13 protein-coding genes are annotated in these 16,377 nt (G+C 63.6%); 8 read left to right on the forward strand and 5 right to left on the reverse strand.

Annotated elements, in window-relative coordinates; all coding sequences use genetic code 11:
* The first annotated feature begins 51 nt into the window (after nt 1-51).
* The 8 genes from AC1RRC_RS03310 (at nt 52) to AC1RRC_RS03345 (ending at nt 10,063) form a co-directional block, all read left to right on the forward strand.
* Entirely contained in the window at nt 52-2,721 is a 2,670-nt protein-coding gene (locus AC1RRC_RS03310) for a TonB-dependent receptor plug domain-containing protein (protein ID WP_493053824.1), read from the forward strand.
* A 2-nt stretch (nt 2,722-2,723) separates the two neighbouring features.
* Entirely contained in the window at nt 2,724-3,551 is an 828-nt protein-coding gene (locus tag AC1RRC_RS03315; protein WP_493053825.1) for a zinc-binding metallopeptidase, read from the forward strand.
* 100 nt (nt 3,552-3,651) lie between these two features.
* A complete protein-coding gene (locus AC1RRC_RS03320) occupies nt 3,652-4,092 on the forward strand; it encodes a hypothetical protein (RefSeq protein ID WP_493053826.1) in 441 nt (146 codons plus the stop codon).
* 376 nt (nt 4,093-4,468) lie between these two features.
* The gene (locus AC1RRC_RS03325) at nt 4,469-4,882 is read left to right on the forward strand and encodes a BlaI/MecI/CopY family transcriptional regulator (protein WP_493053827.1); all 414 of its coding nucleotides are present in this window, start codon (nt 4,469-4,471) and stop codon (nt 4,880-4,882) included.
* A gap of 14 nt (nt 4,883-4,896) precedes the next feature.
* Nucleotides 4,897-6,810 (forward strand): class D beta-lactamase, encoded by a 1,914-nt coding sequence (gene blaOXA, locus AC1RRC_RS03330; RefSeq protein ID WP_493053828.1) that lies wholly within the window; start codon nt 4,897-4,899, stop codon nt 6,808-6,810.
* Nucleotides 6,811-6,930: 120 nt separating this feature from the next.
* Complete coding sequence (ampC, locus tag AC1RRC_RS03335) at nt 6,931-8,088, forward strand: class C beta-lactamase (RefSeq protein ID WP_493053829.1); 1,158 nt, start codon at nt 6,931-6,933, stop codon at nt 8,086-8,088.
* A gap of 119 nt (nt 8,089-8,207) precedes the next feature.
* A complete protein-coding gene (locus AC1RRC_RS03340) occupies nt 8,208-9,533 on the forward strand; it encodes an esterase/lipase family protein (protein ID WP_493053830.1) in 1,326 nt (441 codons plus the stop codon).
* A gap of 2 nt (nt 9,534-9,535) precedes the next feature.
* The gene (locus tag AC1RRC_RS03345; protein WP_493053831.1) at nt 9,536-10,063 is read left to right on the forward strand and encodes a hypothetical protein; all 528 of its coding nucleotides are present in this window, start codon (nt 9,536-9,538) and stop codon (nt 10,061-10,063) included.
* Between the two features lie 209 nt (nt 10,064-10,272).
* Here AC1RRC_RS03345 and AC1RRC_RS03350 read toward each other — a convergent pair whose 3' ends face one another.
* From AC1RRC_RS03350 to AC1RRC_RS03370, 5 genes are all read right to left on the reverse strand, one after another.
* Entirely contained in the window at nt 10,273-11,106 is an 834-nt protein-coding gene (locus AC1RRC_RS03350) for a pre-peptidase C-terminal domain-containing protein (RefSeq protein WP_493053832.1), read from the reverse strand.
* A gap of 224 nt (nt 11,107-11,330) precedes the next feature.
* Nucleotides 11,331-11,786: a SixA phosphatase family protein gene (locus AC1RRC_RS03355; RefSeq protein WP_493053833.1), complete on the reverse strand. Its 456-nt coding sequence runs from the start codon at nt 11,784-11,786 to the stop codon at nt 11,331-11,333.
* A complete protein-coding gene (locus AC1RRC_RS03360) occupies nt 11,783-13,753 on the reverse strand; it encodes a peptidase U32 family protein (RefSeq protein ID WP_493053834.1) in 1,971 nt (656 codons plus the stop codon). Before AC1RRC_RS03360 ends, AC1RRC_RS03355 begins: the two co-directional genes overlap by 4 nt.
* Nucleotides 13,754-13,912: 159 nt before the next feature.
* A complete protein-coding gene (locus tag AC1RRC_RS03365) occupies nt 13,913-14,839 on the reverse strand; it encodes a hypothetical protein (RefSeq protein ID WP_493053835.1) in 927 nt (308 codons plus the stop codon).
* Nucleotides 14,836-15,852 carry a formylglycine-generating enzyme family protein gene (locus AC1RRC_RS03370; RefSeq protein ID WP_493053836.1) on the reverse strand — a complete coding sequence of 339 codons (1,017 nt, stop codon included), beginning with the start codon at nt 15,850-15,852 and terminating at the stop codon, nt 14,836-14,838. The genes AC1RRC_RS03365 and AC1RRC_RS03370 overlap by 4 nt, the downstream gene beginning before the upstream one ends.
* Nucleotides 15,853-16,377: the final 525 nt, after the last annotated feature.

The raw sequence follows: 16,377 nt of genomic DNA on the forward strand, positions 1-16,377 counted from the left end.
ACAGTGACGCAAATTAACTTTCAAAAAACTGTCATATACAACGGAGAACCCATGTTTACTATTCGTCCCATCGTCCATGCCGTGGCACTGCTGTGCGCCGGCGCGGCGCCCGTCGCAGTTCTGGCCCAGGAAATCACCAACGCCCCGGCGCGGGTGGAAATCACCGGTTCCCGCATCAAGCGGGTCGCTGCCGAGACCGCCTCTGCGGTGCAAGTCATCAATGCCGAGGAAATTGCACGTTCCGGCGCCAACACCGTGACCGATGTGCTGCGCAACCTGCCGGCGGGCAATACCGGCGGCTACACCACCGAAGGCACGCCGTCGCAAGCATTCGGTTCGGCCGGCGTCTCGCTGCGCGGCCTCGGCGCGGGCGCGACCCTGACGCTGATTAACGGCCGCCGCGTGGCGCCGTTCGGTTTTGGTTCGGCGTCGTTTGTCGACACCAATGCGATTCCCGTGGAAGCCATCGAACGCATCGAAGTGCTGCTGGACGGCGCGTCGGCCGTCTATGGCGCCGACGCCATCGGCGGCGTGATCAACATTATCCTGCGCAAGAATTACACGGGCCTGGCGGCCAAGCTCAGTGGCGGCACCTCGGCTTACCATGACGGCAATACCGGCAGCGCCAGCCTGACCTATGGCCAGGGCACCGTGGAGACCGACGGCTACAACTGGCTGCTGAGCCTGTCCCACCGCGACACCAGCCCGGTGATGGTCAATGCCCGTCCCCGCACGCGCGACGCGGACTTCCGCCGCTTCGGCCTGGCGGACCGCCGTTCCACTTACGCCAGCAATGCGTACACCGCGTCCGGCACCGCCGGCGGCACCTTCCTGGGCGTGGTCGGCGACTGCGCGCCGCTGGACGATCCAGCCAGCCCGGCCTTGCACGGCCGCTGCATCAATGACAACACCCGGGCCGTGACCTTGCAGTCGAAGGCGCAGCGCGACAACATCTATAGCGCCGTCACCGTTGCGCTGTCCGGCGGCTGGGAAGTGTTTGGCGACGCGTCGCTCAGCCGCAGCCGCCAGGAATCGACCATGTACAGCTATGGCACCAACGCCTATGGCTTGTACACCAACGACCTGATCGACAAGGACGGCCAGTGGGGCAACGCGCCGGGCACCACCATCGGCTTCCTGCCGCTGCCGGCGGGCCACCCGCAAAACCGCTGGGGCAAAACCGTGGCGGTACGCTACCTGTTCAACGACGTGCCCACCACCATTGCCAGCGAGAGCCGCAACCTGCGCTACACCCTGGGCGCGCGCGGCACGATGGGCGCGTGGGACCTGGAAGGCGCCGCGATGTGGTCGCGTTCGCTGACCGATACCCGCTACCACGGCTACCTGCAAGACAGCGTGCTGATCAACGACGTGCTCGACGCCAACGGCCTGGTGCGCAACAGCTTTACCTTGCGCAACCCGTCCGCCAATGATCCGGGCTTGATGGCGCGCCTGTATCCGCGGCTGAACAACCACGCCGATACCAGCACCAGCAGCGTCGATTTCCGTGGCAACCGTGAACTGTTCGCGCTGCCGGGCGGCCCGCTGGCGATTTCGCTGGGTACCGAATGGCGCCGCGAAGCGTTCGATGCGCAGCCCGATACCCGCTTCACGGATGGCTCGATCAAGCTGATCGGCATGACCGGCTCCAGCGGCACGCGCAGCGTGGCGGCCGCCTACGGCGAATTGTCGGCGCCGCTGCTGAAATCGGTGGAACTGAGCCTGGCCGCCCGGGCCGACCATTACAGCGACTTCGGCTCGGCCTTCACACCGAAGGCGGGATTGAAATGGGTCCCGGTGCCGCAATTCGCTATGCGCGGGACCTATGCTGCCGGTTTCCGGGCGCCATCGCTGCCGGAACTCCATGCGGGCAACACCAACGGCTATACCAAGGTGCAGGATCCGAAGCTGTGCCCGGTATTTGACACGGCCAACGACAATTGCGAGCGTTACGTGGCGTACACCACCGGCGCCAATCCGGACATCAAGGCCGAGAAATCCAAGAGTTTCACGTTCGGCTTCGTGGTCGAGCCAATCCCGCGCTGGTCGCTGTCGGTCGACGCGTACGACATCAAGCGCCGCAATGAATTGTCCACCATCAGCGCCAGCTATCTGCTCGAGAGCGAGGCGACCTACGCCAGCCGCATCGTGCGCAATCCGGTCAGCGGCAAGCTCGATCACCTGAGCCTGATCACGGCCAACCTGTCGGAGACGCAGACCCGGGGCGTCGATATCGATGCGCGCGGCGCGGCGTCGCTGGGCGACTGGGGCCGCCTGACCATGTCGGGCAGCTACAACCGCATGTTGAGCTACAAGAGCGCCAGCACGCCGGGCGATCCGGATGTCGAATACGCCGGCTACTACGGCATGCCGAAAAACCGCGCCCGCTTCGGCCTGGGCTGGGACCGTGGCGCGTGGGACGCGGGCGTGCACTGGAATTATGTCGGCGGCTATTCGATGAAATATGGCCCCGATGCGACGTGTTCGTTCGAGGCCGCGACGCCACAGTATTGCGCAGTACGCGCCGCGCTGACCGCCAATGCGCATGTCAGCTATAAAGGCTTCCGCAACCTGGAACTGTCGCTGACCGTGCAAAACGTCGCCAACAAGGAAGCGCCGTTCGACGCCAGCCAGATTCCTTACCTGCAAGGCTATTCGCCGTCTTACCATAGCCAGCTGGGCCGCTATATTCAGTTGACCGCGAGCTACAAATTCAAGTGATCATGTCAAAACAACTCTTACTGGGTCTTGGCGCCTTGCTGCTGGCGGGTTGCAGCACGGTGGCGCCAATCGACCATAACAACGATGCCCTGCGCGCCGAGTGCAACTGGTCCGTGACGTACCCGGCGGTGGCGCCGGCTGATGCCTCGGTCGGGCGGTTGCGGGAAGCCGCCACCCGCCGTCTTGCCGCGCTGCGCCTCAACGCGGTGTGGACGCTGGAGCAAGAGGGCGTCAGCGGCGACGCCTTTACCGACAGCGCGGAAGACCGGGCGCGCTTGCAGCGGCTGCTGAGCGTGGTGTTGCCGGGACTGGAACGCTACAACCCGGTGTTTTTCGAGAATGTACGCTTGAAAAACATCGTGCTGGTCAAGGAACTCGCGGTCGGCGGCCAGCGCCGGCTGGCCATGCCGATGGCGGAATCCGATGGCGTGGCCTATGCGGACAACAATGCGAAAACCCTGTGCCCGGCCGGCATGGAAATGCGCGTGCACCACGAGTTCTATCATTTCATCGACCATCGCGAATTCAACGACTACTACCATCCGGACCCGGTATGGCTGGCGCTGAATCCCGAAGGCCTGCAGTACGGAAAGGGTGGGGCGACCTTCTATGGCAAGAATCTGCAGGATCTCGGCCATGTGAAGGAAGGGCTGGTCAGCCTGTATTCGAGTTATGGGCAGGAAGAAGACAAGGCGGAAACGTTTGGCTGGATGATGACACCGGATTATGCGGCGCGCCTTGAACGGTTTAGCCAGACCGACCCCAAGCTGGCGGCCAAGGTCCGATATATGCAGGAACAGTTGCGCAAGTATAGCCGGCAGCCTGTGTAGCGGTGGATAGGCTTTGAGATTGACGTCTCGGATGGCCGGAAGATGTCGCTTCCGGCCATTTTTTCATTGGGGCCGATCATCGCGTGGATGGGAAAACGAAATGAGAATTTTGATTGCCTTTTTGCTGATATTGTTCCATGGGGCTTGTTTCCCCCATGAGGCGGCAAGCGATGCATACTGTTCGCCAAAAGCACTCTATGAGAAAGCCGGGTATTTGCTTAACAGGGATCAGTCGTTAAGAGTTCAATACGAATTGAAAGGCAACGACCCAGGCTTTCCGCAGGAATTGCGTAATCGAGACAGCGAAAATCAAGGCATTTTAGATGAGATCGTCAATAAATGCGGCTGGCCGGATAATGAGGTGTTTTACGATTCCCTGCTGGAATCCGCTTTCTTTATTGTGTTACATGCTCCACATAACTACCAGGAAAAGTATTACGCTCATCTGAGGAAATCCTATTTGGAAGGCAAGATTCCTAAAAATGTTTACGTGCTTTTTGAAATCAGGTTTGATTATACGAGCGCTAACTTCAGGAAATAACGGACGCGCATGGCGTTGCAGTGGGTTAGACACACCTCGTTATACATAAATTGCCGGCTGACTTAGACGGTCGCGAAATTTCTCACCATTTTTTCTTAACTACTTTGGAATTGCAATGTTCATCAATATGACCGGAGACAAAAACGCAAAACTAATGCTGAAATGGTCTATCGTGATTCTCGGTGTCATTTCCTTTTGTTGTGGTGTGTACGGCGGCGTTACGCTTGTTAACGACTTCATTTCGATGAAGTATGGATAAAAGCGCAAGTACACCGAACAGCCGGTGCAACCGCTGCGGCCCCGCCAGCAGTTGACAACCATGTGACAGTTGTCGCACAATGCCCCGTATTGTCACATACGTTGCATTGGAGTCACCATGACTGTCCCATCCGTTCCTCCGCCTCCTTCGGTCCCCTCCGCCACGGAGCTTTGCGTGTTAAAGGTGCTGTGGAAGCGCCAGCCGCTCAGTACCCGCGAAATCCATGACATGGTGGCGCAGGAACTGGGTTGGACCTTGTCGTCCACCCGCAAAACCGTCGAACGCATGCTGGACAAGGGCATGGTAAGCCAGGCCACTGCGCACGGCGTGCAAATCTATACACCCGTGCTGGAAAAGGTCGGCACCCTGGCCGCGTTTGCCCGCGACTTTGGACGGCGCGTGATGGAACTCGATGCGCCGTTGCCGGTCGCCATGTTCACCGGCAGCAAGCTGGTCGATGCCACCGAGCTGGCCGAACTCGAACACATGCTCAATGCGTGGCCGGACGATGAAGAAGGCGGCGCCCAGTGAACACGGTGGACGCAATGGATATGCTGCTGGTGCGCTTCCTGCTGGCGAGTATCGCCAGCATGGTGGCGGGACTGGCTGTCTGGTCGCTGTGCGCATTGTTGCGCCGCCTGCTGCCGGCGCTGGCGCTGCAGCGCATGGGCTGGCTGCTGGCCCAGGTGACGTTAGCGGCGGTGTTCCTGTTGGCCCTCGCGCCGCAGCCGCAACGCGAGCGCCTGGTGCCGGCGGTCGATATTGAAGCGGTGGATGCCGCCGTGACCCGTTACCTGGAACCCGCGGTGCGCGCGGCGGCCCTGCCGGCTCCCGCGCCCTCCGGGCATGTGGCGCAGGAAGGCGCGGCGTCATGGCTGCTGGCCGGCGCGCAGGGCTGGCTGGTGATCTATCTGCTGGGGCTGCTCTGGCAGCTCGGCAAGCTGTGGCATTCCCAGCGGCTGCTGGACCAGTTGGCGGCCGGTGGCGTGCCGCTCGGCGCCGGTGGCCTGAACGCAGGCTTGGTGTCGGAAGCAGACACTGACATAAGCGCTGGCGTGACCGCCGACGTCGCCGCAGGTCTGACCGCCAATAGGGCCACCAGGGCGTCAACTGGCGTGTCCGCCGGGGCTGCTTCGGAAGCGACCGCGCATGCTGGCGCCGCGCTGCCCGTAATCGAAGTCGATGCGCCAGTCTCGCCCATGTTGCTGGGCCCCTATAAACCCCGTTTACTGCTGCCGCGCCATTTGCGCGCGTTCGACCCGCTGCAGCAGCGCCTGATCGTTGAACATGAATTGACGCACTGGCGCCGCCGCGATTTGCACTGGATGCTGGCCGGTGTCGTCCTGCAGACCTTGCTGTGGTTTAACCCTTTTATGCGTTCCTTGCGCGCTAGCCTGCTGTGGGCGCAGGAACTCGGCTGCGACCGCGATGTGTTACGAGGCCGTCCGGCGCAGGAGCGCAAGGCCTATGCGGCCGCGCTGGTGGCGCAACTGAAATGGCAGTGCCACCCGGGCGCCGCCGCCACCAGTGCCGCGCTGGCGTTTGGCGGTGTCAGCACGGACACCGTCAAGGCCCGGATCGGCCTGATCCGGGCCCCGGCCAATCCCGCCCATGCCGTACGGGTGCGCTGCGCCGCCATCGGCGTGCTGGCGGTGACGGGTATCGGCGCCTATGCGCTGCAACCGGCGCTGGCTTGGCAGGGCGCTTCGGGCCCGGCTGGGCTGGTGCAGTGCCTGGCGCTGGCCGATGCCGCCACCGGCCAGCCATTGCTGCGCCAGGGGCAGTGCGATGCCCGCGTCACGCCCGCATCCACTTTCAATATCGCGGTCAGCCTGATGGGCTATGACAGCGGCATGCTGAAAGATGAGGCAACGCCCCGGTTGCCGTTCCGTGCCGGCTATCCTGACTGGAACGATTCGTGGCGCGCCAGCACCAGTCCCAGCGAATGGATCCACAATTCCACGCTTTGGTACGCCCAGCAAGTGACGTTGAACCTCGGCGCGCCGGCCTTCCAGCGTTACCTGGACCGCTTCGGCTATGGCAATCGCGACACGGCGGGCGATCCGGGCGCCGCCAACGGCTTGACCATGTCGTGGGTCAGTTCGTCGTTGAAGATTTCCACGGACGAACAGGTGGCGTTCCTGCGCCGTATCGTCAACCGCGACCTGGGGTTGGCGCCGCACGCCTATGACATGACCAGCCGCTTATTGAAAGTACGGACCTTGCCCAATGGCTGGGTGGTGTATGGCAAGACCGGCACCGCGTCCCCGGTCGGGCCGGATGGCAAGGATGACCGGGACCATGCGTACGGCTGGTTCGTCGGCTGGGCCGTCAAAGGCGGGCGCACGGTCGTGTTCGCCAAGTTGCATCAAGACCGGCAAGCCCATGCGGACCCGGCGGGCCCACGCGCGCGGGAAGCCTTGCTGCGCGAGTTGCCCGCGCAACTCGATGCACTGTAGGGCGATCGCCTTCCGCGTTTTTCACTTTTTTACTGAGATACCGTCACGCGGCGCAATCCGCCGTGTTGCCGGGTCACGTCCGTACCACACCCTTACTGCTTACTGAACAGGAGACCCACCATGCAGAAAATCACCCGCTTGCACCAGATCGGCCTCGCGCTTGCCGCGTTGTTCCCCCTGGCCGCCCACGCGACGCCGGACGCCGCCGCGCTGCGCCAGGCCGTCGATGCGGCCGTCGCCCCCGTCATGGCGCAGTTCGATGTGCCGGGCATGGCGATTGCCGTCACCGTCGATGGCCAGCCGCATTTCTTCAATTACGGCGTCGCCGCGCGCGACAGCAAGCAGCCCGTGACCGAAGCAACCCTCTTTGAACTGGGCTCGAACAGCAAGACCTTCACGGCCACCCTGGGCGCCTATGCCCAGGCGCAAGGCAAGCTGGCGCTGGACGATCACCCCGGCAAATACGTGCCGCAATTGAAGGGCAGCGCCCTGGACAACGCCACCTTGCTGCACCTGGGGACGTACACGCCGGGCGGCTTCCCGCTGCAAATCCCGGAACAGGTGAAAACCCGGGAACAGTTATTCAGCTACTTTCAGCACTGGAAACCGGATGCCGCGCCGGGTAAGCAGCGCAACTATTCGAATCCCAGCATCGGCCTGTTCGGCCATATTGCCGGCCTGGCGCTGGGCGGCGCCTTTGCCGACGCGGCGGAACGCGACCTGTTCCCGCAACTGGGTTTGCAAAACACTTACATCCGCGTGCCGCAGTCGGCCATGGCCAATTACGCATGGGGCTATTCGAAAGACCAGGCGGTCCGTGTCCAGCCTGGTTTGTTCGATAGTGAAGCCTATGGCGTGAAATCCACGGCGGCCGACATGATCCGCTACGTGCAATTGCAAATCGATCCGTCGCGCTTGGCCGCGCCGATGCGGCGCGCGGTGCAAGCCACCCATACCGGCTACTTCAAGGCCGGCCCCATGACGCAGGGACTGGGATGGGAATCGTATCCGTATCCGGTCAGCCTGGAGCAGCTGTTGCAAGGCAATTCCAGCGACATGGCATGGGACCCGCAACCGGTGCAGGCGGTGGCGCCGGCGGCGCCAGTGCCGGCCCTGTACAACAAGACCGGTTCCACGCGGGGCTTTGGCAGCTATGTGGCCTTTGTCCCGTCGCGAAAAATTGGTATCGTGCTGCTCTCCAACCGGGCCTATCCGAATGATGCGCGGATCAAGCTGGCGTATTCGATCTTGAACCAGTTGGCCCCGGCGGCAAATTGAATGGCTTGGCAGGCCTGCTCGGCCTGCCACCCTGTCTCACGGCTTCGTGGTGAAATGGAATCACAACAATAACAGTAGCGAAATGACTACAAACCAACCATGAACGGAGACGAAAACCTATGAAACTTCTGGCAAAAATCGCCACGGCCGCCGCCCTGGCGGGCGCCTTCGCGGCGCCCGCCGCCCACGCCGCCAACAGCTACCCGATCGTGCTGGTGCACGGCTTCCTGGGCTTTGGCCCGGATACGCTGCAAGGCACCGGCTTCCTGTACTGGGGCGGCTTCAATGACGTCGCGGCGCACCTGCGCACCCCGGAACGCAAGGTGGTGACGGCGGCGGTCGGTCCCGTCAGCTCGAACTGGGACCGCGCCGTGGAACTGTATTACCAGATCAAGGGCGGCTGCGTCGATTATGGCGCACGCCACACGGCCAGCCATGCGGCGGCCGGTGAAATCCAGAAGCCAGCCGGCAAATGCTGGGCGGCGGACCCCAACAACAATCCCAACAACTATCCGGTGGCCCTGTATCCGCAGTGGGATGCCCAGCACCCGGTGCACCTGGTCTCGCACAGCCAGGGCGGGCAGACGGTGCGCACCCTGATCCAGTTGCTGGAAAACGGTTCGCCCAATGGCAACGAAGGCGACAGCCCGCTGTACACCGGCGGCAAAATTGGCTGGGTCAAGAGCGCCACCACCCTGGCCACGCCACATAACGGCACCACCTTGCGCGACGTGGTGGTCGACTTCGTGCCGAAAGTGTCCGAACTGGCCGGCAAGATCGTCGAAGTGGCGGGACTGGGCGGCAGCAACAGCGCCATCTATAAATTCCGTTTGGAGCAGTTCGGCCTGGCGCAGGGCCCGGCCGAATCCATCGGTGATTTCATTGAACGCACCAAGGGTGCGCCATTCTGGCAACTGAGTAACCATGACGCGGCCCAGTGGGACCTGGGGCCGGACGGGGCGGCGGAGCTCAATGCGTGGGTGAAAACCTCGCCCAACGTGTATTACTACTCGGTTGGCGCCAAGGCCACGGAGCAGGGCAGTTTCTGCTGCAATAACACCGACCGCATCATCGCGCCTTTCCAGAGCAGCAGCTATCAGTACGCCCGCAATGACATGATTTTCTTCCTGAAAAACACGGCGGGCGAATGGGTGGTGCCGTCCATCCTGCAGCGGGGCATGGGTTCGTATACCCAGACCGCGGCGGGCCGCGTGCAAACCGACTCGACCTGGTACCCGAACGATGGCGTGGTCAACACGGTCAGCATGAAGGCGCCCAATGGCCAGCCGCTGCGCAACTATGACGGCACCTCCGTCAAGGGCAAGTGGAATTACCTCGGTTATTACAACCAGTACGACCACTTTGACGTGATCGGCTGGGATATCCCGTCGTCGGCGGTCTACCCGATCTACGACAATATCGCGTCCATCATTTACGGCCTGTAATCATGCGCAGCGGTGTGTTGATCGGTGTCGCCACGGCGATGCTGACCGTGCGCCTGATGGGCGGCAGCGGCGATGTGGCCGAAGCCGAGCCGGCGGGTGCGCGCGCCGCCAGTGCGGCGGCGGCCTTGCTGGCCGGCGCTGCGGCGTCCGCGCCACGGATGGCCGATGCGCCGCAACCGGCATTCGCCAGCGCGGATGCGTTGGCGGGTGACGTGGTCCCGGCGCCTGTGCCGTCCGCGCGCGATGCGGCGGCCAGCCAGGCTATGCGGGCGGCGTCGGCGGAGGCGGAAGTTGCGGCGCTGCGGTCGCGTGGCGCAGGGGAGGATGCGGTCTACCGCGTCCGCGCTGCGCGGCTGGCGCCCGCCGAGGTGGCGCAGTTGACGGCGATGGAGACTGCGGAGGCGGCCTGGCAGCGCCAGCTGGCGTCAACGCCGGCCGGGTGCGCCGTGTCTTGCGAAGTCGTCGTTCCGGAGCACGTGGTGGCGTCCGCGTACCGGCAAGAGGCCACGCCCAGGCTGACGCTGGAATGAGCCTGGTGCGGCGGTGGAGCATCACGGCATGCCAGTGCGTGCCGTGATGTGTATTTTGTGTGACGCGTCACGTTAAATATAGTTATTATCGTGATGCGTCACTTTAATTTCTGATGGTATGCCGCGCCAGTTTAATTTTCGTGACGCGTTACGTTAATTCCCCATTGCGCGATGATGCATGGAGCAATTTCCGTAACGCGTCACATTAATTATGGCGTCGCGGTGGCCGTCAGGCTGACGCCGCTGAACGTTTTATAGGACCGGATGCCGATGTGCCAGATGCCGGCCGCCGGATTGGCTTGCACGCACGATTCCGTATTGCCGGTTTTATACGGGCGGCAAATGTAATCGTTGACGGTCGGCTGCGCGCCCTGGCGCAGGTACAGGTCGCCATCGCCGGTGCCGCCGCTCATGTTCACGGTCAGCGTATTCGCGCATTCCGGGACGTCGATCGTGTAGTACACCCATGCCCCCGCCACCGCGCTGACGTTCGACTGGCTCAGCGTGACGTTGGCGCACGGTGGCGTGACCGGGCTTGGCAGCGACGTCAGCAAGGTGGTGGTGACATCGCCATCCTGGCCGATCGCCACCTGGTACAGGCGGTCGAATTCGGTTTCCGCGATATCCGTGCCGGGCTCGCCGCCCAGCTGGCGGATCAGTTCCGGCGTGGTATCGGAGTGGCCGACCACCAGCACGTTGCCGGTCAAGGCGCGCAGTTGCTGGGCGAACGTCGCCAGCTGGGTGGGGTCGTAGGTCTGCGTCGTCAATTGCAGGTAGCTGGCCAGTGGCGCGGCGGTCTGCTGGGTGCGGGCATAGGACGTGCTGTAAATCTTCGTGATGCCGGCCTTCTTCAGTGCGGCGGCAATGTTTTGCGCCCGTACCTGTCCTTCCGGCGTCAGCGCCGGGTCGGTGCCGGTGGCGGCTTTTTCCGCGTGGCGGGTCAGGTAAATCATGTGGGCGTCTGCCAGCGCCAGGCCGGGTACGGCCAGTGCGCAAGCGACGGCGAATGCGCCGAGCCGGGTAGGGAAGTGGCGGTGTGCCATGGGTGAGTCTCCTGTCATGTGGTTTTAAATAGGCAAAGCGAGGCCCTGCCGCGCTGGTGGCGCGGCGTCCTGTTGCCATTGGTTTTTTATAAATGTTGCGAAGGAGAGAATAAGGCAGGTGCGCGCGCAGGTCACGCACTGAAGCGGTCATTGTGACATTGCTGTGGCTACAATGTCACAATCGATGGACTCAAGGGAATATTATCCGTGACGCGTCACGGATATCAAGGCAGCGAGGCGAGCAAGGTGGTGGTCACCTGGCCGTCCGTCGCAATGACGAGCTGGTAGACGCGGTCGAAATCTGTTTCCAGGAAAGGCATGCCCGGCTCACCACCCAGCAGGCGGATCAGGTCGGGCAGGGTGTCGGTATGGCCGACCACCAGGACATTCCCGCCCAGCGCCAGCAACTGGCGGGCAAACGCCGCCTGTGTGCCGGGTTCATAGCTTTGCACCGGCAGCGCCACGCGGGTGGCCAGCGCGTCGGCGGTCTGCCGGGCGCGGCGGAACGGCGTCGCGTAAATATGGGCAATGCCGGCGCGGCGCAGCATGGTCGCGATATTGCGCGCGCGTAGCATGCCGCGCTCGGACAGCTCGGGATCGGGGCCGGAGGTTTTTTCCGCATGGCGCGTCAGGTACACCACCATCGGCGCAGGTTGTGTTGGGGAGGCTCCAGGCTTCATGCGCGCGGACGCTGCTTGTGGAACACCAGCGGGCTGTACGGGACGGCGGACGGCGGCGGCGAATTCAGGATATGGGTCTTCATCGCGCCCACCACGTGCATTTCACACGGCTTGCAATCGAAGCGCAGTGTATACGTCTCTTCGCCGGACACCAGGGTCATCGGTTCCGCACGCACCTGGCCCTGCACGCCTTGCACGCCCTTGGCTTGTTTCGGGCACAGGTTGAACGAGAAACGCAGGCAATGCTTGGTGATCATCAGCGGCACTTCGCCCGCTTCCTCGTGCGCTTCGTACGCGGCGGCGATCAGTTGCACACCGTGCTTGTGGTAAAACGCGCGGGCTTTTTCGTTGTACACGTTGGCCAGGTAGCTCAGCTGGGTTTCCGGATACGTCGCCGGCGGTTCCACCGGCGCCTTGCGCTCCGGGCGTTCCCACGCAGCCAGCCGCAGCGCTTCATGCGCGGCCACCGCGTCGCGGCGCAAGCCGTTGATCGCGCCGGCCGGCACGAACCATGGCTGCGACAGCGACAAGACGATTTCCCTGGCTTCGAACATGGTGTTGCCCAGCTTGCCCAGGTGCGTGCGCAGCGACGCGTCGGCCTGCTCGGCCTGCTGTGCCGGCTGCAGCGCGATGGCCGCATCGGTGACGCTATATAAACCGTCCTCGTCCGAGATCGCCAGGCGCAGGCCGCCATCGAATTCCGACAATTCCAGGCTCACTTCCACCTTGCGTTCCGACGACTTCTTGGTCAGCGCCGCTTCCCACTGGCGGTCGCCATTGCGGTTGATTTCCAGGTCCACCCGCAAGCCGGTCAGCGACGCGATCGGCTCATTCGGGAACACGCGCCACAGCTGGCCGTCATCCTGTTCACCCAGCAACTTGACGGTATTGGCCTGGATGCCTTCCGTGTTGCGCTTGTTCATGTAATTCAAGCCGTCGCCATTGGACATCGGCGCGTTGGTTAGCAGGTCGAAGTGATCCTTGCCGATACGCTGCACGGTGCCCAGTTTGACGCCGACATATTTCGGCGAGTCGAAGGCGCCGATATCGTCCTGGCGCCCGGTGGCGAAGTAATCGGTGTGGCCACGGTGGAAGTTCTTATCGACATCCGGCGTGAAAAACACCTCGGTGCGGCCGCTGGAGGCGCGCGCGAATTCAGGGCGGCGTTCCAGGATTTCATCGAGCAGCAGGCGGTAATGGGCCGTGATGTTTTTCACGTAACCCATGTCCTTGTAGCGGCCTTCGATTTTCAGCGAACGGATGCCGGCATCGATCAGCGCTTCCAGGTTGCGGCTCTGGTCGTTGTCTTTCATCGACAGCAAGTGCTTTTCATAGGCCACCACGCGGCCCTGGTTGTCCGACAGCGTGTACGGCAAGCGGCACGCCTGCGAACAATCGCCACGGTTGGCGCTGCGGCCGTTGTCGGCGTGCGAAATGTAGCACTGGCCGGAAAACGCCACGCACAGCGCGCCGTGCACGAAATATTCCAGCGGCGTGTCGACTTGCGCGCGGATTTGCTTGATTTTCTCAATGGTCAGTTCGCGCGCCAGCACCAGTTGGGAAAAGCCCGCGTCGCCAAGGAACTTGGCTTTTTCCACAGTGCGGATGTCGCACTGGGTACTGGCGTGCATCTGAATCGGCGGCAAATCCAGTTCCAGCAAGCCCATGTCCTGGATGATCAGCGCATCGACGCCGGCTTCGTACAGTTGCCAGATTTGCTGGCGCGCCAGATCCAGTTCCGCGTCGTGCATGATGGTGTTCATCGTCACGAAAATGCGGGAACGGTAGCGGTGCGCAAACTCCACCAGCCCGGCGATGTCGGCCAACGGATTGCTGGCGTTATGGCGCGCACCAAAGGCCGGACCGCCGATATACACGGCGTCGGCGCCATGCAGGATGGCTTCGCGGCCAATTTCAGCGGTTTTGGCGGGCGACAGCAGTTCTAGCTGGTGGGATAACAATGACATGGCGTGATCCAGAGTAAGGGGCTCGGCTTTGACGAAGGCGGAAATTATAGCCAGATCAACGGCTTATGTCATCGGGAATGACCCTGCCGGGGCGATATTTTGGCGATTTTCAGGCTGTCTTTGTGGCACTGTTGCCCCTATCGCTATCGTTTCAGGGGGCTAGCGGCGCGCCGGTGCGAACGTCAGGCGGCGTACCTTCAGCACGATCGCGCTATAACTGACGTCATACCCACTGTCGCGAGGGCCCGATTGCAGCACTGCCAGCGGTACGGTGGTTTCCGCCACATAGCCGCGCTGCGGCGTCAATTGCAGCCGCACGGTCTTGCTGGTGCGGCGCAAACTTTCCTCGATCTCGCCATTGCAGCTGGCGACCTTGCAGGCGCGTCGTTCGGTGTAGTCGAATGCCAGTTGCAGTTGCACGGTATACGTGCCGGCGGCCAAGCGCAGCGGGCTGTCGGGGCGCAATGCCAGCCGCAGGCGTATGGGACCGGTGACCGGCGCGGCCTGGGCGTAGACCCCGACCGCACCAGCGACCGGATTGAACAGGCCTTGGGTTTCAGTGAGGCTGAAGACCTGGAACGGGCTTTTTTGGTAGGCCTCGAGTTGCGCCCATTCTGTTCCCGGGCCGGTGGCGGGCGGTACCGCTGATAACGGGGCGCCGGGCGCTGGCGGCGTGACGCCTTGGACCGGCACCGGCTGGGTTAAGCCGGCCGGGGGCGGGGCGGGCGATGGCGCGGGGGCTGGTTGATGCGCTGGTTTGACGGTCGCAGGCCGCTTCGGCGCGTTCGCGGCGGGTGATGGCTGGTTGGAAGTGGCGCAAGCGCCGAGCAACAGGGTGCACACCAGCGCAGCGACGGACCGTCCGCACCATGGGGTGCGCGTGACTGGTATCAGCCGTCCACGGCGCCGGGCCGGTTCGGCAAATTCGGCGCATCCGGATAGCCCGGGTAATCCGGCAGGCCTGGATATCCCGGTAACAACGCCGGTATCGACACCGGTATCCGCCGCATGTTCAGCGGGTTCGGCTTGACCGGGGGATATCCTGTCTTCGGAGTCGGCAGGGTGCACGGCTTGCTGTGGATTCATCGTTGCGTCCGCTCGGTGGTTTGCATCGACATCGGCGGCGGCGCGGGCGGTTGCAGTTCGCGCGCCACGCGGAACCCGACCCGGGGATCGGCCTCCGTCCGGTCGCCATGGGTGCGGGCGACCGGACGCACATCGGCTTCCAGCGTATCGAAGGCGCCGCCTTTTTGTACCTTGTCACGGCAGGCCGCCGTTGCCGGCGGCAACGGTTGCGCATGGTTCGTGGTCCAGCAATCGGCCACCCATTCATAGGCATTGCCCACCATGTCATACAAGCCGCGCCGCGCGGGATAGGTGCCGACCGGGGCAAAGCGGGGGAAATCCGGCAGGGCGCCGCATTGGCCGCACTGGGCATTGCGCTGTCCCAGACGGTCGCCCCAGGGAAACACGGCGGCGGACCCGGCGCGCGCCGCATATTCCCACTCGGCCTCGGTGGGTAATCGATACCGGCGGCCGGTTTTGTGCGACAGCCAGGCGGCATAGGCTGCGGCGGCATCCCAGCTGATGCCCGTGACCGGCATGGCGGACGAATCGGCCGGCTGCGCGGGGAGCGGGCAGGCTTGCTCGTTCACACATTGCTGCCACTGGCCTGCCGTGATTTCGTGGGTGGACAGTTCAAACGCGGCGATGGGCCGTTCGGCGCCGCCGAATTCCTCTTGCTGGGCATCGGGATCGTTGCGCTGCGATCCGATCCGGTAACGCCCCGCCGGGACGGTGACCATGACGGGGCACGCCGCCGGGCCGCCCGACAGCGGACAAGCCGCATCGGTAATGGCATGGCCGGTATCGATCGCGGAGGTGCCGCCGCCGATGTGCCCCGGCGCCACGCCGGAGGCGCCGCTGGTCTGCACGGCGGCTGGCGAGCCCGTGCCCACCCGCAGCGGCGCCGACGCCTCATCCATCAGCAAGGCAATGGCTACGCCCACGCCGATCGTCACGGCGGCGCCGCAAAACATCAGGATGAGGCGCTGGCGGCGGGCACCAGGTGTGGCGGGTGTGGCGGGTCCGCCTTCCATCGGAGGCGCTGCACCGGGAGCGTCCGGTGTGCCCCCAGCCGCGCCGCCAGTGGCATCGGGTGAAGGTGGCATGCCAGGCATTGCTGACGCCGCCGGGGAGCCCGATGTTCCGAGCACGCCGGATGTGCCAAGGCCGCCTGAAGCGGCTGACGTGTCCGGCGGGTGTGAAGTTCCGGGTGCGGCGTGACCGGCATGGCGTTCAGGGGGAGGCTGACGGCCGCCCGCATGCTCCGGCCCGGCCACGGCAGGTTGCTGCTGATCCGTCACCGGGGGGCGTGTGAGGATGGGACATGCCATCGGTAAACCGGCGCGCGCGCCATGGACGGGCAGTGCCGCATAACCCCGGTAGCGCATCCGCTTCCTGCGCAGGCGCGCGTCACCTGCTGCGGCAAAAGTATCTTGCTCCGGGGAATGGGCGGAATCCGCATCGTCAGGGCGCTCAGTCATGGGGGCGGCAACCTCGCTCAATCGTTGGATGAACGTTGCCATTTTATGCAGGCCGCGATTCCCCCGGCGCGCAACTCA

The organism is Pseudoduganella sp. GW821-FHT12E03 (genome assembly GCF_058807115.1).